This is a genomic window from Mesorhizobium sp. B283B1A, from assembly GCF_020165735.1.
In the GTDB taxonomy this organism is placed as follows: domain Bacteria; phylum Pseudomonadota; class Alphaproteobacteria; order Rhizobiales; family Rhizobiaceae; genus Mesorhizobium; species Mesorhizobium opportunistum.
The window spans coordinates 13784-30695 of the sequence record NZ_JAIUIQ010000036.1; the positions used below are offsets into that span (position 1 = coordinate 13784).

General features: G+C 60.6%; 15 protein-coding genes and 1 pseudogene. 6 read left to right on the forward strand and 10 right to left on the reverse strand.

The features are described 5' to 3' along the window. Positions 1-430: 430 nt before the first annotated feature. Together LB577_RS25150 and LB577_RS25155 are read right to left on the reverse strand one after the other, a co-directional pair. Complete coding sequence (locus LB577_RS25150) at positions 431-1078, reverse strand: hypothetical protein (protein ID WP_146211757.1); 648 nt, start codon at positions 1076-1078, stop codon at positions 431-433. A gap of 170 nt (positions 1079-1248) precedes the next feature. Then, complete coding sequence (locus tag LB577_RS25155) at positions 1249-1464, reverse strand: hypothetical protein (protein WP_224689368.1); 216 nt, start codon at positions 1462-1464, stop codon at positions 1249-1251. Between the two features lie 140 nt (positions 1465-1604). Between LB577_RS25155 and LB577_RS25160 the strand changes: the two genes are divergently transcribed. Next, a complete protein-coding gene (locus LB577_RS25160; RefSeq protein WP_126070410.1) occupies positions 1605-2897 on the forward strand; it encodes a tyrosine-type recombinase/integrase in 1293 nt (430 codons plus the stop codon). A 140-nt stretch (positions 2898-3037) separates the two neighbouring features. On the opposite strand, the gene LB577_RS25165 is transcribed toward LB577_RS25160, so the two are convergent. Continuing rightward, complete coding sequence (locus LB577_RS25165) at positions 3038-3334, reverse strand: multiprotein-bridging factor 1 family protein (protein ID WP_224689369.1); 297 nt, start codon at positions 3332-3334, stop codon at positions 3038-3040. Positions 3335-3441: 107 nt separating this feature from the next. Here LB577_RS25165 and LB577_RS25170 point away from each other — a divergent pair, with 107 nt between their 5' ends. Further along, positions 3442-4125: a hypothetical protein gene (locus tag LB577_RS25170; RefSeq protein WP_224689370.1), complete on the forward strand. Its 684-nt coding sequence runs from the start codon at positions 3442-3444 to the stop codon at positions 4123-4125. Positions 4126-4367: 242 nt separating this feature from the next. On the opposite strand, the gene LB577_RS25175 is transcribed toward LB577_RS25170, so the two are convergent. Both LB577_RS25175 and traA read right to left on the reverse strand, forming a co-directional pair. Further along, entirely contained in the window at positions 4368-4580 is a 213-nt protein-coding gene (locus LB577_RS25175) for a helix-turn-helix transcriptional regulator (protein ID WP_027030983.1), read from the reverse strand. Positions 4581-4708: 128 nt separating this feature from the next. Continuing rightward, positions 4709-7705 carry a Ti-type conjugative transfer relaxase TraA gene (traA, locus tag LB577_RS25180; RefSeq protein ID WP_224689371.1) on the reverse strand — a complete coding sequence of 999 codons (2997 nt, stop codon included), beginning with the start codon at positions 7703-7705 and terminating at the stop codon, positions 4709-4711. Positions 7706-7877: 172 nt separating this feature from the next. Here traA and LB577_RS25185 point away from each other — a divergent pair, with 172 nt between their 5' ends. From LB577_RS25185 to LB577_RS25200, 3 genes are all read left to right on the forward strand, one after another. Further along, entirely contained in the window at positions 7878-8204 is a 327-nt protein-coding gene (locus LB577_RS25185; RefSeq protein WP_224689372.1) for a conjugal transfer protein TraD, read from the forward strand. 1 nt (position 8205) lies between these two features. Then, positions 8206-8454: a conjugal transfer protein TraD gene (locus LB577_RS25190; RefSeq protein WP_224689373.1), complete on the forward strand. Its 249-nt coding sequence runs from the start codon at positions 8206-8208 to the stop codon at positions 8452-8454. Between the two features lie 548 nt (positions 8455-9002). Beyond that, positions 9003-9533, forward strand: a complete 531-nt coding sequence (locus tag LB577_RS25200) for a MucR family transcriptional regulator (RefSeq protein ID WP_224689409.1) — start codon at positions 9003-9005, stop codon at positions 9531-9533. A gap of 87 nt (positions 9534-9620) precedes the next feature. On the opposite strand, the gene LB577_RS25205 is transcribed toward LB577_RS25200, so the two are convergent. Beyond that, complete coding sequence (locus LB577_RS25205; RefSeq protein ID WP_109659107.1) at positions 9621-9932, reverse strand: DUF736 family protein; 312 nt, start codon at positions 9930-9932, stop codon at positions 9621-9623. Positions 9933-10421: 489 nt separating this feature from the next. Then, positions 10422-11166: pseudogene (locus LB577_RS25210) on the reverse strand (DDE-type integrase/transposase/recombinase); the annotation flags it as partial. A 181-nt stretch (positions 11167-11347) separates the two neighbouring features. Here LB577_RS25210 and LB577_RS25215 point away from each other — a divergent pair. Continuing rightward, complete coding sequence (locus LB577_RS25215; RefSeq protein WP_224689374.1) at positions 11348-11626, forward strand: hypothetical protein; 279 nt, start codon at positions 11348-11350, stop codon at positions 11624-11626. Between the two features lie 66 nt (positions 11627-11692). Here the strand turns inward: LB577_RS25215 and pyc are convergent, their stop codons facing one another. The 3 genes from pyc to LB577_RS25230 form a co-directional block, all read right to left on the reverse strand. Next, entirely contained in the window at positions 11693-15151 is a 3459-nt protein-coding gene (gene pyc, locus LB577_RS25220) for a pyruvate carboxylase (protein WP_224689375.1), read from the reverse strand. Between the two features lie 266 nt (positions 15152-15417). Next, positions 15418-16146 carry an ABC transporter ATP-binding protein gene (locus LB577_RS25225; protein WP_224689376.1) on the reverse strand — a complete coding sequence of 243 codons (729 nt, stop codon included), beginning with the start codon at positions 16144-16146 and terminating at the stop codon, positions 15418-15420. Beyond that, the gene (locus LB577_RS25230; RefSeq protein ID WP_224689377.1) at positions 16146-16910 is read right to left on the reverse strand and encodes an ABC transporter ATP-binding protein; all 765 of its coding nucleotides are present in this window, start codon (positions 16908-16910) and stop codon (positions 16146-16148) included. The genes LB577_RS25225 and LB577_RS25230 overlap by 1 nt, the downstream gene beginning before the upstream one ends. Between the last annotated feature and the right edge of the window lie 2 nt (positions 16911-16912).

A 16912-nucleotide genomic window follows, 5' to 3' on the forward strand; every position in this document is an offset into this window, starting at 1 on the left:
CGAATGATAATGTTGCATTATCGTTCGCCCCAAGAAATACTGAAGAGAATTCGTTGTACACTCGTACAACCGAATTCATCTTACTGGCTACGCGGCAAATTCCATGCGCCTGTCGCGTTTCACGGCAAATCTTTCTTTTATTAACCTGAGCAACCCTGTACCGTTACCAATAGTGAGTCGGAAGTGCTGGAATGCTGAATCGGGCGTTACGGGCCGACGTAGATACGCAAACGCCGTTTGGCTGAGGAATGGGGGGAACATGACGGACAGCTCGCAAACGCGGTTCGAACAAGGTACCCTGCCATGCGCAGCAGGAATGGACTGCTCCTAGAAACACCAGCAGGAGGGTAGTCAGCCGCAAAGGCAGTCGTGACCCTCTGCCTTCGGAGGACATCGGCCAGACTCTTCCTCAAAATGGAATTTCGACTATTTAAGCCGCGCTCCGTAGATAGCAAAAGAACGCCTCGTCGATAGTGGGTGTTGCGATGTAGCGATCTATGCTCGCATCCTGCGGGAAAGGCACTACGCTGTCTGCCGTCCAGTTCTCCTCGCTACCGGCTGCTTGTCTAATCAGGAGGATATCGAGGCTCGCAAAGCCGGGCCTTGCCGCTCGATCTTCCCAGCCCTTGATCTGAACGGGGAGTTTCGCGTCGACATCACCATCTTCGTTCTTGGCGTCCCAAACGACAGCCTGGTCCGTCATGTTCGAGGGTTTGGTTTTGGACGCGACCGCAATGTCCTTCACGAAGATCGCCCGTCTATTCCAGTTCACTATTCTGATAACAAGCGTGTTTTTGTCTTTCAAATGTTCGATGACGTCGAGGGTTGGATCTTCGTCGCCGATCACGAATCTCGTTTGCTTTTTGGCCTCGCGCCACTGTCCTATCAAATAGGGCAAGCTTGCCGCTGCTGCGACGAATGCTGCCCAGCCGGACAAAGCTCCAACCCAATCTCGGCCCCGGTCCCAGGTCAGATTGTATTCAAGGCTTGCGATCAGCCAAGTTTGGCTTGTGATCGCCAAAGTCACAGCAACTCCAACTGCGACCCCAATCAACAACCAGCAGACGCGCATCAGCATCGTGTCCCCCTTCGGAAAGTGCGGCAGCATAACATGTCGCAAGGCGTGGTACCCGCATGAGCGAAGAGGCGATTAAGCAATTCATCGAAGACGCGCGCGCGGTGTCGATCGAGGCGGCCGCAAAGGATTTACAGAACAGCGCTACACAGAAAGGCCAGATTCACCCCAGCCTAGTAGTCGCTCATCGCCTTTGCCAGAATTGTGATCTCGATGGGTCTAAGATATCGTCTTATGATGGGAATGGCGCCCCGGCCGGATGTCTCATGCCGTCGCATGCTGCCTAAATCAATAGCATCCTGCATGATGGGCTCTTTGGCGGGTAAGTTATGAAATTCACTATAAGCTGTTGATTTTTTTGATGATATGGCGGAGAGAGCGGCAGCCATATTGCTGTCTCATGTCGTCTCAATCAATGAAAATCATAAGGTAATATCAATGCTTTAACCTAAAATGGCTGTCTCGCGCCGTTGCACTCCGCATCATCCAATGCCATTATTTTTGGCGGGTAAGATGATGGGATAGAGAAATGCCGAAGATCGCGAAGGAACTTTCAGCACTAGCCGTCAAGAACTTGAAACACCCCGGATCGACCACACCGGGCAACGCTGTGTTTGCTGTCGGCGGTGTTGCCGGGCTCATGCTCCAAATCACGCCGGGCAGCGGCCGGTCATGGCTATTGCGCACAACAAACGTCAATGGCCGGCGTTGCGAAATGGGTCTTGGCGGGCATGACGTATCATTGGGCGAAGCCCGCGAGCGGGCGAGGGCGACCAAAGACAAAATCCGCAACGGCATCAATCCGCTTCAAGAGAAGCGCGAGCGTCGCAAAGCCGCGATCGAGGCCGCAAAGCGCCATCTCACATTCCGCGATGCCGTTGACAAATTCCTTGTCGACACGCTGGCGGAATTCAGGAACGAAAAGCATCGGAAGCAATGGCAATCCACGCTGGACAAGTATGCAATGCCCGTCATCGGCAATCTTGCCGTTTCCGAAGTCACCAAACATCACATGGTCGAAATCCTTAAGCCGATCTGGACGACCAAGACGGAGACGGCCACGCGTTTGCGGCAACGTTGCGAACGCGTGCTTGATTGGGCAAAGGCACACGGACACCGCGAGGGCGACAATCCGGCACAGTGGAAGGGCAATCTCAATGCCATGTTGTCCAAGCCAAGCAAGGTTGCGACAGTCGATAATCAGCCCGCCGTTCAGTTGAAAGACGCGCCCACGTGGTTCGCAGCATTGCGCAAACGCGAAGGCACGGGTGCACGGGCATTGGAATTCGCGACCCTGACCGCTGCGCGATCAGGTGAAGTGCGCGGTTTGGAATGGTCGGAAATCGATTGGAACGACAAGTTGTGGACGGTGCCGGCGTCGCGAATGAAAATGAAGCGCCCGCACGTTGTGGCGCTATCCGATGCGGCAATGACAATCCTAACTGCGATGAAAGAGGCCGCGACCGCCGACACAAAATATGTGTTTCCGGCGATCCGCGGCGGCATGCTCTCCGACATGACGTTGAGTGCGACCATGAGACGGATGCACGAAAACGAGATCGAGGCGGGCCGCACGGGCTGGCTCGACAAAAACTCGAAGCGTCCAGCCGTGCCCCATGGGCTGCGGTCAACGTTTTCGGATTGGGCAGGCGAGTTGTCAGATTATCCAAGAGACATGCGGGAATTTGCGCTCGCCCATGCCATCAACAGCGATGTTGAGGCCGCATATCGGCGTGAAACCATGATTGAGAAGCGCCGCGCCATGATGAGCGATTGGACCGCATTTTTGCAGGGCGGGAAAACGCCAAGCTCTATGACGTGAGCTTTGGCAACGCGGTTCGCAAAGCCGTAATCGGCGACGCAGCCGAATTGGTTGATTTGCTGCATTCGGATAGCAAACGTGCGCTGTTAGGCGATCTAGTTGAAGAACTCGCATCACGTCCACAGGTCAAGAACGTGCTCCTACGTACTTTCGGAACGCCGTGACAAGCGCACACCGACACCACCGCCATTTTCAGGGATGAACTCGATGCCGGCATTCTCAAGCGTTTTTTGGAGGAGGTATCGCGTTCCAGTTTGAGGAACAGAACGGTCGTTCTCGAAATTGCGAATGGTAACAGCACTCGCGCCGGAGCGGGCGGCGAGATCCTCTTGCGTCCATTTCAACAGCGCTCGTGCGGCGCGACATTGAGAAGAATCCATTCCGCAAACTGGTGATAACTCCCGAAAATCGCAAGCCTTTTCGGAAAACGTTGACATCTTCTTTCTAAAAACTAATAATCCTTTCGTTTTTAGAAAGCGGCCGCATCGAATGCGCGAACACTCGACGCGGCCTCACCACAACCCAGCTGTTAGGAGCTCGGATCATGGCTGATTCCGACAATAGCATGAGTGCGTTTTTCGTCACCCGGCGGCGCTTGCTGGCGGGCACGGCCACGGCCGCGGCGGCATGGCCCTTCCATGGAAAGTCTCGGGCCGCCGAACTGACGGACGGTAGCAGCGCGGCCGATCCTGCTCTTCGTCTGTGTGGGAACTGGCAAAAGATCCACGATGAGACACTGTCGTTGTGCCGCGAACAGCAGCGGTTGGAGACACACCTCGCCAGGACGGTCGGCTTTCCCTGCGCAAGGGTGCGGCTTGCCGATGGTAGGGACGTGACGCTCCATTCCATCGAGAGCCTGAACGTTGCCTACTCTCCTGAAAACGAAGTCGAATGGGGCAGGGCGCTTGCGGATTTCGCGGCACACCAGGCGCGCTGGGACGCTGCTGATGCTGAGATCGGCTATACGAGAGCAGACGAACTTATCCGGCAATCGGAAACAGCCGAAAGCGCGCTTCTGGATGATCTACCGCGGACAGCGGCCACGTCCATAGAAGGCATTTTGGCCAAGCTCAAGGTCATCCTGCGTGACGGTGAGCACTGGGAACATCCAGACGATTTCCCCTGGCCGCATATCCGATCTGTGCTGGATGACCTCGCCCGCCACCATAAATATCGATCCGGCGATGATCTCGATCGATCGGCAATCGTTAGCCGACGGACCTTATAGGCGGTGAGGATGCAGCCTGCTTCGAAGAAAGCCGGATCGGAGGCAGCCCGTCACGGCCGCTTCGCTCCAAAGTTGCCCTGCTTGAGCAAGCCATCTTGATGAGCGCGAGGCCGACCATCGTTTCTGGTTTGCCGTTTTCGCTCGCCTCGGCGGCGCTCCTGACGGACATGGCAGTAACCCTGCCGCCGTGACCGCTGCGTCTCGATGAGGGCCAGCTTTCCGCGCAGTGTGCATCACCCTCATCAAAACTTGTCATCCTCGTCTTGCGGACGCCACGAAACAGGATTGGTGATCCAGCGACTGATGTCGGATTCATGCCAGCCTGCACCGTGGATACTGATCTGGATCTGGCGTGGGAAGGTGCCGTCGGCGATCTTGCGATAGATGGTGGACCGGGACAGACCTGTCCGGGAGACGACGGTTTTCAAGCGGATGATACGGTCTGGTTCGCGCATGGACGCACTGCCTCCTGCTGGTTGTTTTTGACTGCTCCTGATCAAGAGAGGGCAGACATTTGCGAGCGCGCAAGAGGGTTTTCCGCGTCATCGTACCCCGGCATAGAGACGGCGGCAGATAGGACTGTCTAGAGTCCAATGCCCCGGCCCCGCCCGAGGTCGATGCCGTGGGTGAATGCGAGTTCCGCACCAAGGCGCCGACCAGAGTCGACGCTGATGCCAAGGTCGTGCTTGCGGTTCGCGAGGATGGATTCAAGCTGCGGATCGCGCTCGAGGCTTTTGGCCATGTCACCCATCGCCGATCGCGTGGCCTTGTAGCCGGACATGTCACCCGCCTGATACTGGTGCTGGCTGGTCCGGTCGAGTTTGTGCCAACGCTCCACGAAATGGTCTGCGCGGCGGCCCGGATCGTTGTCCAGTCCGGTGCGGATTTCAGTTTCAAGCTGGAGGGCGCGGATGGCGCGGTTGATCCGTCCGCCGGCGGCCTCGGCGACAAGTTCCGGGCTCTTGACATAAGCCGCCTCGGCATCGCGCCAGCCATGGGGCCGCACCTCGTCGAAGGCTTTTCGGGCGTCAGCCAATTCGCGCAACCGCATCGGGCTGGCCTTGTTTCCTGCGCCCTCGTCGCTGAATATCGCGTCCATGGCGCGGGCATGACGCACGAGCGCATCGGTTCGGGCTTTCCGCAACGCCGCTTGCCCGTCCTCGGCGATCACTCTGGCGGGCGCTGCGGGTTCGAGGCGCACTTCCTCTCTTTCCGGCCTGCGCATGGCGTCGAAGTCGGGCGCGCCATCTGCCGAAGGGCGCCGGCCGTCGAACATGTTGCGTAGCCTTTCAGGCACGACCTTGCGCACGATCTCTGCGACACGCTCGCGGAAGGTGATGCCGCGCCGCTCGGCATAGCTCCGCGCCGGGTCGATCCGCTCGTAATCCGACGCCATGTCCTTGGCGCGCTCCCGTGACAGCGTACGGACCAGCCGCTCCCGCGTACTGAAGTCGTCGCCGCCATAATGCAGATCCACCCCGTCTCGATGCCGCGACAGTGCGACGTAACTGCCATGCGCATCCATGCCCGGCGTGGCGAGCACATGGGTCCGGTCGACGGTCATGCCCTGCGCCTTGTGGATGGTCGCGGCATAGCCGTGGTCGATGTGCGCGAAGTCTTTCAGGTCGAAGCGAACCGACCTCCCATCGTCGACGCGAACCATCATGCTTTGTGTGCTGACTTCCTCCACGATGCCGAGCGTGCCGTTCTTGACGCCAAGCCCGCGCTCGTTGCGCAGGAACATGACCCGGTCGCCGCTGGCGAAGGCCCTTGCACCGCGTTCGACGTTCACATGAACCTCGTCGCCGAGATCGCCGGCAATGCGCATGCGCTCGCGCGCCGCCTGGTTGAGTACGCTCACTTCGTCGTTTGTGTGGGTGAGGATGATCCGGCTTGCCTCTGGATGCGCCTGCCTGTCGCGATCCCAGCGCTCGACGAGTTCACCTCGCGCTTCGTCGCGCGTTGCGGCGTGATGCACCATGCCTTCGGCCTCGTAGGCGCTGATCGCAGCGGCGATCCTGCCGGTTGCCAGATCGCGCGTGGCATCGCGTTGCCAGTTCTGGCGCTGCCGACGCACCTGGCCGATTTCGACGCCGCCATGACGCTCGTGAATGGAGCGGAATGCAGCGCCGGCCTCGATTGCCTGCAACTGCTGCGGATCGCCGATGAGGACGACTTTTGCGCCAACGTCGGCCGCATGGGAGAGCACGCGCTCCAACTGGCGCGTGCCGACCATGCCGGCCTCGTCGATCACCAGGACATCGCGCGTGGTGAGCATATCCCTGCCCTGTCCCCAGCTATGCTCCATACTGGCGATGGTGCGTGACGGGACGCCTGATCCGCCTTCAAGATTCTCGGCGGCAATGCCGGACAGTGCCGCGCCTCGAACCTCGTAGCCCGCCGCTGCCCATGCCTGGCGCGCAACGCCCAGCATGGCGCTCTTGCCCGTTCCGGCAAAGCCGACAACGACACCAAGACCACGACCGTCGGTGATGTGCGCAAGTGCATCGGTCTGCTCGCCTGACAGGACAAGCCCGCGTTGCGCAGCCCGCGCCAGTGCTGCCTCGCGATGTGCGTTGCTCACCGCATGACGCTCGTCCAAATCGATACGCTGCGCAGCGCGGTGAAGGCGCTGTTCAGTGTCGATCATCTGCCGGGTGGTGAAGCGATCTTCGCCGCGTCCGTCCTTGCCGAGTTCGACCAGATCAGGCGCGTTGCTGATGGCGGCCACCACCTCGTTGAACTGTTCCATTCCGTCGCTGTGGCGATGCGAGAACTTCGCAATGTCCTTTCGGGTGAAGGTCGACTGCTGATGCGTGATGGCATCGAGCGCCATGGGTGGATCGGCAATGATGCGCGCACCATTGTTGCGCGCGATCTCGCGATGCAGTTCGGCGCGATCGGCTTCGATATCGCCAGCAGCTAGGCCACTGCCCTCGATGCGTTGAGCCGGTGCACCAATCTGGGTTTGCGGCTCCAGGGCAATGCCCTGCGCTTCCAGACTGCGGTGATCGATGCGCGCGTCGATGTCGAGTTCGGCCAGGCGTTCATTGGCAAGCTCCGCCCATCGCTCGCGCCAGCGCTCCACCAGCTGGGTAGCATTCCAGTCTCGAACCTTGGCACCAAAACCATTCTCGTCCACCGACCGCATGGTGAGCATGACATGAGCATGCGGCTTGGGGCTGCCATCCTCTGCCCTGTCCCAGTGCACATTGAGATCGGCGACCATGCCCTTGCTGACAAACTCGACTTGTACAAAGTCGCGCGCCAGCTCGATGCCTTGCGCCTGGCTGAGTTCGCGCGGCAGCGCAAACTCGACCTCGCGGGCAAGCTGGGCATCCTTGCGTACCTCCAAGGCCTCAACATCGTTCCACAGCCTCTCGCGGTCGCGCCAGGCTTCGGGTGCGTTCTCCGGCAGCATCACCTCGGAATGAACGACGCCACGTTTGGCCGAGAAATCATGCGTGCGTTCGATGCGCTCGTCGCGCAGCCGCGAGGCTGAACGGTAGGCGGCTGACGCGACAGCGCTTGAGCCTGCCTTGCGGCCAATGACCTTGACATGAAGATGATAGATCGCCATCGCGACCAGATCATTTGCACGTCAAAGCGTACGTCGGCACGACGTATAAGCGCGCCCTCCCTCGAAAAAATCTCGGGATGGACCAGCCCGTCCCGGGCTGTCTCGGCAACCCTGAAGCCTTCCAGCGGGCGCTCAACTATCATCCAGAGATCGACAATCAATGGAGACAGCCATGCGCAAACCACGCGACTTCGACGCAGAACTGAAGGCGCTGGAAGACAAGGCGCGAGAACTCAAAACGCGAAAGGTGCAGCAGCTTGGCGAGCTGGTGATCGCCACCGGCGCCGATCAACTCAGCAGCGACGAACTGGCTGGCGCACTGGTCGCAATTGCCGAGACGAAAGACACCGCGAAGCGTGAGGCATGGGCCAAGCGTGGAGTGATGTTTTTCGAGAGCCGGTCCCGGCGAGCTGCTCCGGCATCTCAACGTAACCTTCGCCGCGCTCAAGCACAACCGGGCAGCCCACAATCGCCGGCAGGCGGCACGGGCTCGCAATGACATGCGCGCTTGGCAGGTCGAGCGTCGCAAGCGCACCCGACATCTGATCGAACTCGGCGGTCTCGTCGTCAAGGCAGGCATCGTTGATCTGACCAACGACGATCGCGCGACCATATACGGCGCGATGCTCTGGATCACCGCGAAGCTCCAGAGCCTAGAAGGCGAGCATGCACGAAGCCTTTGGGCCGCGAAGGGAAAGCAGGCGTTCGATGCTGAACGGCGTGAAGAGCGGATAGGAAGGCGAACTTAGCCACAGTTGGCGCGAGCAGCGGCCGGCACGAAGTCCGAACAGCGGACTTCCGCCGGTGCGCCAGCGCCGACGCCGCAGTCAAGCGCTTGCGCGGGAAGCTTTCGCGATCTTCGTCGCTACCGGCGAAAATCGTATCTCGCGAGCCTTGATCCAGATGATGAAGGGCGCAAGGCTTGAGTGGGCGAAGCTCGTCAAAGCAGGCGCTCCCTTATGAGCAAACTTCAAATGCCAGATCGTGTTCCCCTCGAAACCTCCCACGCTACAAAGATGCGATCGTGCACACTGCGCGTTGATAGAAACTCTGTAGACAGGGCGTGAGCCAGCGGCATTGCTCTGCACAGCTGGAACGGGCGGAAAAGTGAAGGGAGCTCCTCGCTTTAGATGAGATAGGCAAAAGCATCCCAGCCGATGGGACGACAGAAGCGAAACTTACTCTTGTCATGTTGCGCAAGAGAGGTGGATTTAACAAAGAAATGTACTATTTGCGTCGTGGGCAGGGCAGAAAAATCAAACGTCGCTCAATTCATCCGATAAAAAAAGGAAATCATATGACCACTGCTCTCGAGCAAGGCAACAAACTGGATACCGTGTCGATAACGGCTGACATTGTCGCCGCCTATGTATCGAACAATCCAGTACCGGTTGGCGAGTTGCCGAAACTAATCGGCGACATCCATGCCGCCCTGAATGGCATCGGCACGCCGGCGGTAGAACCTGTGGTAAAACAGGACCCGGCAGTTTCGATCAAGAAATCGGTGACACCTGACTTCATCATCTGTCTGGAAGACGGAAAGAAATTCAAATCGCTCAAGCGGCACCTTCAGCACTTCAACCTGACCCCCGACGAATACCGGCAGAAATGGAACCTGCCGTCCGACTATCCGATGGTGGCGCCGAACTATGCGGCGACCCGGTCGGCCCTGGCGAAATCAATTGGACTCGGGCGCAAAGCGCCAGCGCCCACTCCTGCTGCGGTAGAAAAACGCAAGCCGGTCGTGCGAGCGGCGGCAGCAAAAACAACTGCGGCTGCAATCAAGTCGCCGGTGAAGAAGGCGCGCAAGGCGCGGGCCAAAGCGTAACCTGCTGCATCTGACAGAGGCCTAGGCTGCGCCTGACCTGAACATGGCGAAGCCCCGCCTTGCGGTGGGGCTTCGTGTCGAGATGGATCATTCTGCGGTGCGGCGGGACCAGATGAGCGAGAAGTCTCCCTCTGTGTCGGTCTCGACCAGACTCGCATAAGTCGGAACGGGACAGCTGGAATCATCGAGCTTGACGGAATGGTAGTCGCGGTCCTCGCGCAAGCTCGTCTTCCATGCCGCGCCCCGAACTCGGTGGCACCAGCAAGCCGCATTGGGCCGGCCGCTACCGGCACAGTGAAGCCAGAACCTGGCAATCAGACGGCGTGCTACGCTCTTCCTCTTCTGTGGCTGACGGCCGTGGGTGCCTGCAGCACTTATTCGCAAGCGTGGGTCGCGCATTGAGCGAGTTGAAGGGGTGCCGCGGTACTTATGGAATCCGAGGGCGTCTATTGCATGCCGCACAAGTGAGTGCGCCGGGAGGGGAGGCGAGCGAAGGCCCGTCTCACCTGAGACGCCGGTAAGCCATGCTGTTGCAACAATGAGAGTGTTATTCTATAATGACCAAAAAAGATTTGCAAAATGAGCCATTATTGCAGTCATATAATCAAGAAATACTAACATCTACTGCTGAAAGTCGCGTAATCTATCTTATGGAACCATCAGATTTTCACCGCTGATCTTGGTAAGGCGGCGACAGATCCGACCGGTTCAGCAGCGGGGGCGGCGGGAATCCCGGATTTGAGCTTTCTGGCGTGGCGGCGGCCTGCATTAAGCCTTACCGAGCGCGTGGTGACTACACTTTCACATTGTCGATCAGCCGCGTCTCGCCGAGCTAGGTGCGGAGCCTCAACAGGTTATTCTCGGTTAGAGCGAGGCGACTGATAGGTGTTTTGAGCGTATAGGGCTTGTCGTGACATGCTTGAGGCCGACATCGCGGCAGGCCTTGGCGAACGCCTTTGATCTGTAGCAGGAGCCGTTGTCGGTCATGACGCGGGCTATTGTGACGCCGAGGCTGGCGTATAGGCCACCGCCGCCTTGAGGAAGGCGATGGCGCTTTCTTTTTTCTCGTCGGGCAGGATCTGCGAGAAGGCGATGCGGGAGGCGTCGTCGATGCAGACATGGACGAACTCCCAACTGCTACCGCGCGAGCTGGCATTGCCGGTGCGCTTGCCGGTGATGCGATGACCGATGCGCTCGAAACGACCGAGCTTCTTGATGTCGATATGGATCATCTCGCCAGGATGCTCGCGCTCGTAGCGTCGGATCGGCTCGGCCGGTTCGATATCCCTCAACCGCGGCAGTCGGCACGCTTGAGTACCCCGACTGCCGGTAGCGGGCGAGCCGCCGACCTCATGGGCGACGTGCTTGCCGGTCCAACGTAGCCGCCGCAGCGCCACGATGCGTTCGGCGATCGACGCAGCGGGGCCTGCGGCGTATGGGCGGGCCGCGAGGAACGGTCGACCGTGCCGGCCCGCCCTTCGACCTTATAGCGCTCCACCCAGCGCGCCACGATCTTGGCGACACGCCATAGACGCGCGCCGCATGGGCTTTGGAAAAAGCGCCCTCTATCACCGACAGCGCCATCTCCTCTCGACGCAGCGGCGTGAGACGGGCATTTCTTGTGGATGTTCATTCGGACCCTCCGGTGAGTGCTGAAGCCTGGTAACTCCAGTCTCCCCGGTCCGGTCCGAATGGACAACCTCCCGAAAGCCCACAGCTAGGCAGCGACGAGCAGTCGCGCCGGTCTGTTCGGGGGGCGACCGTGCCTAGGTCCTCGTCTGCCAGAAACTCAAGATACTCGACATGCGAAAAGCGTGAAACTGCCGCGCTTCGTCGAGCACCCGATCGATGTCGTCTTCGGAGTTCAGCCGTCGGGTTCCTTCGAACAAGATTTCGACAAGGCGCGGCGCGCCGCACCGTTCAGCGGCGGACAGCCGCGCGTTGCGCGACGCGATCGCCTTCGCGCACCGTCGGACAAGCGACAATCTCGATCGGAATGTCGAGATCGCGAACGGGCCCGGCCGGCAGATGATCTCAGATGGCCGCTCAGGGCGGCAGCGATCGAAGTATTGAAGATGAGGAAGGATTTGTAGTCGAGTGCTATCGCTTGTCTTTCTTCAGCTGAAGCCGAGGCTGCGAAGCTATTCCTGTCCAAACCGTCAACTGTAAGCAAGAAGCAAATCCTTGGCATCGATCTGGTCGCCCGCCTTGACCAGCACTTCGGCGACCGTGCCGTCGCGCTCGGCATGCAGCGCCGTCTCCATCTTCATGGCTTCGATCGACAACAGCACGTCGCCGGCCTTGACCGCCTGGCCGGCGGCAACCGCAAGTGCGGAGACCACGCCCGGCATCGGCGCGCCGACATGCGCCTCGTTGCCGGGCTCGGCCTTGCGCCGAGCCTTGGCCGCCGAGGCGCCATGCGCCCTGTCCGGCACCCGGATGCGGCGCGGCTGGCCGTTGAGCTCGAAGAACACGGTGACCATGCCCTTCTCATCGACATCGCCGATCGCCAGGCAGCGCACCACAAGTGTCTTGCCTTTTTCGATGTCCAGGAAGATCTCGTCTTCGGACTTCATGCCGTAGAAATAGGTCGGCGTCGGCAGCACACTGACCGGCCCGTAGGTTTCCTGCGCGGCGGCGAAGTCGGTGAACACCTTCGGATACATCAGCCAGGAGGCGAATTCGTACTCCGAGAGCTTGCGCTCCAGCTTCTGCTCGATCTCCTTGCGGATGGCCTTGAGGTCGGCTGGCTTGAGCAGCGAGCCCGGCCGCACGGTGATCGGCTTGCTTTCCTTCAGCGCCTTCTTCTGCAGCTTCGCAGGCCAGCCACCAGGCGACTGGCCGAGATCGCCGCGCAGCATCGAGACGACCGAGTCCGGGAAGGCAATGTCCTTGGCCGGGTTTTCGACGTCGGCAACGGTCAGATCCTGGCTCACCATCATCAGCGCCATGTCGCCGACCACCTTGGAAGACGGCGTCACCTTGACGATGTCACCGAACATCAGATTGACGTCGTGATAGGCTTGGGCCACCTCGTGCCAACGCGTTTCCAGCCCCAGCGAACGCGCCTGCTCCTTGAGGTTGGTGAACTGACCGCCCGGCATCTCGTGCAGGTAGACTTCCGAGGCCGGCCCCTTGAGGTCGCTTTCGAAGGCGGCGTACTGGTTGCGCACCGCTTCCCAGTAGAAGGAGATGTTGCGGATCCATTGCGGGTCGAGGCCGGGATCGCGCTCGGTTCCCTTCAGCGCCTCGACGATCGAGCCTAGGCAAGGCTGCGATGTGTTGCCCGAGAGGGAATCCATGGCCGCGTCGATGGCGTCGACGCCGCTGTCCACCGCCGCGAGCACCGTTGCCGCCGACAGGCCCGATGTGTCGTGGGTGTGGAAATGGATCGGCAGATCGGTCGCCTCGCGCAGCGCCTTGAATAGCACGCGCGCGGCGGCAGGCTTCAAAAGCCCGGCCATGTCCTTGACGGCGATGATATCGGCGCCGGCGGCCTGCAATTCCTTCGCCAGCCCGACATAGTATTTGAGGTCGTATTTGGCGCGCGCCGGATCGAGGATGTCGCCGGTATAGCAGATCGCCGCTTCGATCAGCTTGCCCTCGGCGCCGACCGCGTCCATGGCGACGCGCATGTTCTCGACCCAGTTCAGGCAGTCGAAGACGCGGAACAAGTCGACGCCGCCCGACGCCGCCTGCTTGACGAAATGCTGTACGACATTGTCGGGATAATTGGTGTAGCCGACGCCGTTGGCGCCGCGCAGCAACATCTGCAGCAACAGGTTGGGGGCAGCCTCCCGCACCAGCGACAACCGCTCCCATGGATCCTCGGTGAGGAAGCGCATGGCGACATCGAAGGTGGCGCCGCCCCAGCATTCCAGCGACAGCAGCCGCGGCAGCGCCCGCGCATAAGTGCCGGCAATGCCGGCAATGTCATGCGTGCGCATGCGGGTGGCGAGCAGCGACTGGTGGCCGTCGCGCATCGTCGTGTCGGTGACCAGCACCTCTTTCTGCTCGCGCATCCAGGCGGCAAATTTCTGTGGGCCGAGCACGTCAAGCTTCTGCTTGCTGCCACCGGGCACATTGCCGTTGAGATAGGGCACGATAGGTGCCGCCGCATCGGCCTTCGGCATGGGCCGGCCGCGCGTTTCTGGATGGCCGTTGACCGACACATCGGCCAGGTAATTGAGCAGCTTGGTGGCGCGGTCCTGGCGCTTGACCTGCTGGAACAATTCCGGCGTCGTGTCGATGAACTTGGTCGTGTAGGAATTGTCGGCGAAGCTCGGGTGATTGATGATCGCTTCAAGGAAGGTGAGGTTGGTGGCCACACCGCGGATGCGGAACTCGCGCAGCGCCCGGTTCATGCGGGCGATCGTCTCGACCGGCGTCGGTGCCCACGCCGTCACCTTTTCCAGCAGCGGATCGTAGAAGCGAGTGATGACCGCGCCCGAATAGGCGGTGCCGCCGTCGAGGCGGATGCCGAAACCCGCGGCTTCGCGATAGGCGGTGATGCGGCCGTAATCCGGAATGAAATTATGCTCCGGATCCTCGGTCGTGATGCGGCACTGCAGCGCGTGACCGTTCAGTCTGATGTCGCTTTGCGCCGGCACGCCCGATTCCGGCGTGCCGATGGCAAAGCCGTCCAATATGTGGATCTGCGCCTTGACGATGTCGATGCCTGTCACCTGCTCGGTGACGGTGTGCTCGACCTGGATGCGCGGATTGACCTCGATGAAGTAGAACTTTCCGGTGTCGGCGTCCTGCAGGAATTCCACCGTGCCGGCGCCGATATAGCTGGTCTCGCGCGCGATCCTGAGCGCATAGCCGCAAAGCTCCTGGCGCAATGCCTCGCTGAGATAGGGCGCCGGCGCCCGTTCGACGACCTTCTGGTTGCGGCGCTGGATCGAACAGTCGCGCTCGAACAGATGCACCGCGTTGCCATGCGTGTCGCCGAGCACCTGGACTTCGACATGGCGGGCGCGCTCGATCAGCTTTTCGAGATAGACCTCGTCCTTGCCGAAGGCGGCCTTGGCCTCGCGCTTGCCTTCCATCACCTCGCGGGCGAGGTCGGCTTCCGCGCGGATGGCGCGCATGCCGCGCCCACCGCCGCCCCATGATGCCTTGAGCATCACCGGATAGCCGACTGTCCTGGCGAGCTGCTTGACTGCTTCCATGTCGTCCGGCAGCGGGTCCGTTGCCGGCACAACCGGCACGCCGACCTGGATGGCCAGATTGCGCGCGGCGACCTTGTTGCCGAGCCGGCGCATCGTGTCGGGCTTCGGTCCGATGAAGGTGATGCCGGCCTCGGCGCAGGCATCTGCGAATTCAGGGCTTTCCGACAGAAGGCCATAGCCGGGATGGATGGCGTCGGCGCCGGACAGCCTGGCGACGCGGATCACCTCTTCGATCGACAGGTAGCTCTCGATCGGACTCATGTCCTTGGCAAGGTGCGGGCCGCGCCCGACTTGATAGCTCTCGTCGGCCTTGAAGCGGTGCAGCGAATATTTGTCCTCCTCCGCCCAGATCGCCACGGTCTTGAGGCCGAGCTCGTTGGCCGCGCGAAAGACGCGGATGGCAATTTCGGACCGGTTGGCGACAAGGATCTTCGTGTAAGGCAATGCAAGGTCTCCAACTCTAGACAGCGACAGCCGCGCTCCGCAAAAACCTTGTGAAGCCTCCGTTTACCCATCGCCCAACTCCATCCACGACTAATCTGCGGGAGCGATGTCGAGTCGGACGGGCGAAGAAATCAAATTGGTGCCCTGCGATGGCAATCCCCCCAGGGATGGGATGCTGTACAGCCGGACTACAGTATAGAGTTCATGATCCGTTAGCCCTTCGCGTACGCGCACTGCTCTTGTTTCGACCCGGACTTGCGAGCCGATTAGGCCGCAACACCACCCAAATAGGCGCTGATGACCGCTTCATTGCTCGCGAGCTCGCTACCTGGTCCCTCAAGCACAATACGCCCGGCCTTGAGAACATAGCCGTAGTCGGCGAACTTCAAGGCGACTTTGCTGTTTTGCTCCACAAGCAGGATGGTCACGCCTTCGCGATTGAGGCGCTGGACGATGTTCATGACTTCCTTGATCAGTTGCGGCGCCAGGCCCATTGACGGCTCATCGAGCAGGAGCACCTTGGGCGCGGCCATGAGGGCTCTGCCGATCGCGAGCATCTGCTGCTCTCCTCCAGAGAGGTTCCTTGCATCGCCATTCTTTCTGCGCGCCAGGATGGGAAAGAGTTCAAAAACGTGATCCAGCCGCCGGCGGCGCTCGACGTCGTCGGCCAGCGTAAACGAGCCGAGGTCAAGGTTCTCCTTGATCGTCATGTCGCCGAAAATACGCCTTCCCTCCGGGACGTGGACGAGCCCGCGATGCGGCAGGCGATGGGCTGGGACCTTGGTTACGTCCTCGCCCAGGAAGCGGACATTTCCAGAGGACGCCGCAATGAGGCCGGACAGCGTGCGCAGCACCGTGCTTTTGCCGGCGCCGTTCGCGCCAAGCAGGGCGACGATCTGGCCGCGTTTGACCGAAAGGCTGACGCCATGAAGCGCTTCGATGGCGCCATAGCGGGCAACGATACGGTCCGCGCTGAGAACAATCTCGGAGTCCATCAATCCTCCGTGCCGAGATAGGCTTCGATGACCCTTGGGTCCGCGCGGACGGCCTCCGGCGCACCATCGGCGATCTTCTGACCGTAGTCGAACACGACGATCTTTTCCGACACTTGCATGACCAGCCCCATATCGTGCTCGATCAGCAGGACGGTGACGCCGGTTTCATCGCGAACGCGGCGGATCAGATGTACAAGGTCCAGCTTCTCGCGCTCGTTCAGGCCGGCTGCGGGCTCGTCCAGCAGGATAAGCTCGGGTGTCGACGCCAACGCCCTCGCGAGTTCGAGCCGCCGTTGATCGCCGTAGGAAAGGCCGCCGGCATGGCGATGCGCATGCTCTGCAATGCCGACGAAATCGAGCCAGCGCATGCCGACCGCGCGGATCGCCTCTTCCTCGCGCCGCTGCGACGGCAAGTGCAGGATGGCCGACACGATGCCGTGGCGGCTGCGGCAATGCTGGCCGGACATGGCGTTTTCCAGAACGCTCATCTCCTTGAACAGCCGAATGTTCTGAAACGTGCGGGCGAGCCCGAGCGCGGTGATGCGATGCGGCGGCAAACCGGTAATTGGTCGGCCGCCCAGGCTGATCGAGCCGCCCTTCGGCTTGTAGAAGCCGGTCAGGCAATTGAAGAGCGACGTCTTGCCGGCGCCGTTCGGACCGATGAGACTGTTGATGGCACCTTTCTCAACCGAGAACGAAATATCGTGAAGGACTTTCAGTCCCCCAAAACTGAGGCGCAGATCGCGGACTTCCAGCAAGGCCATGG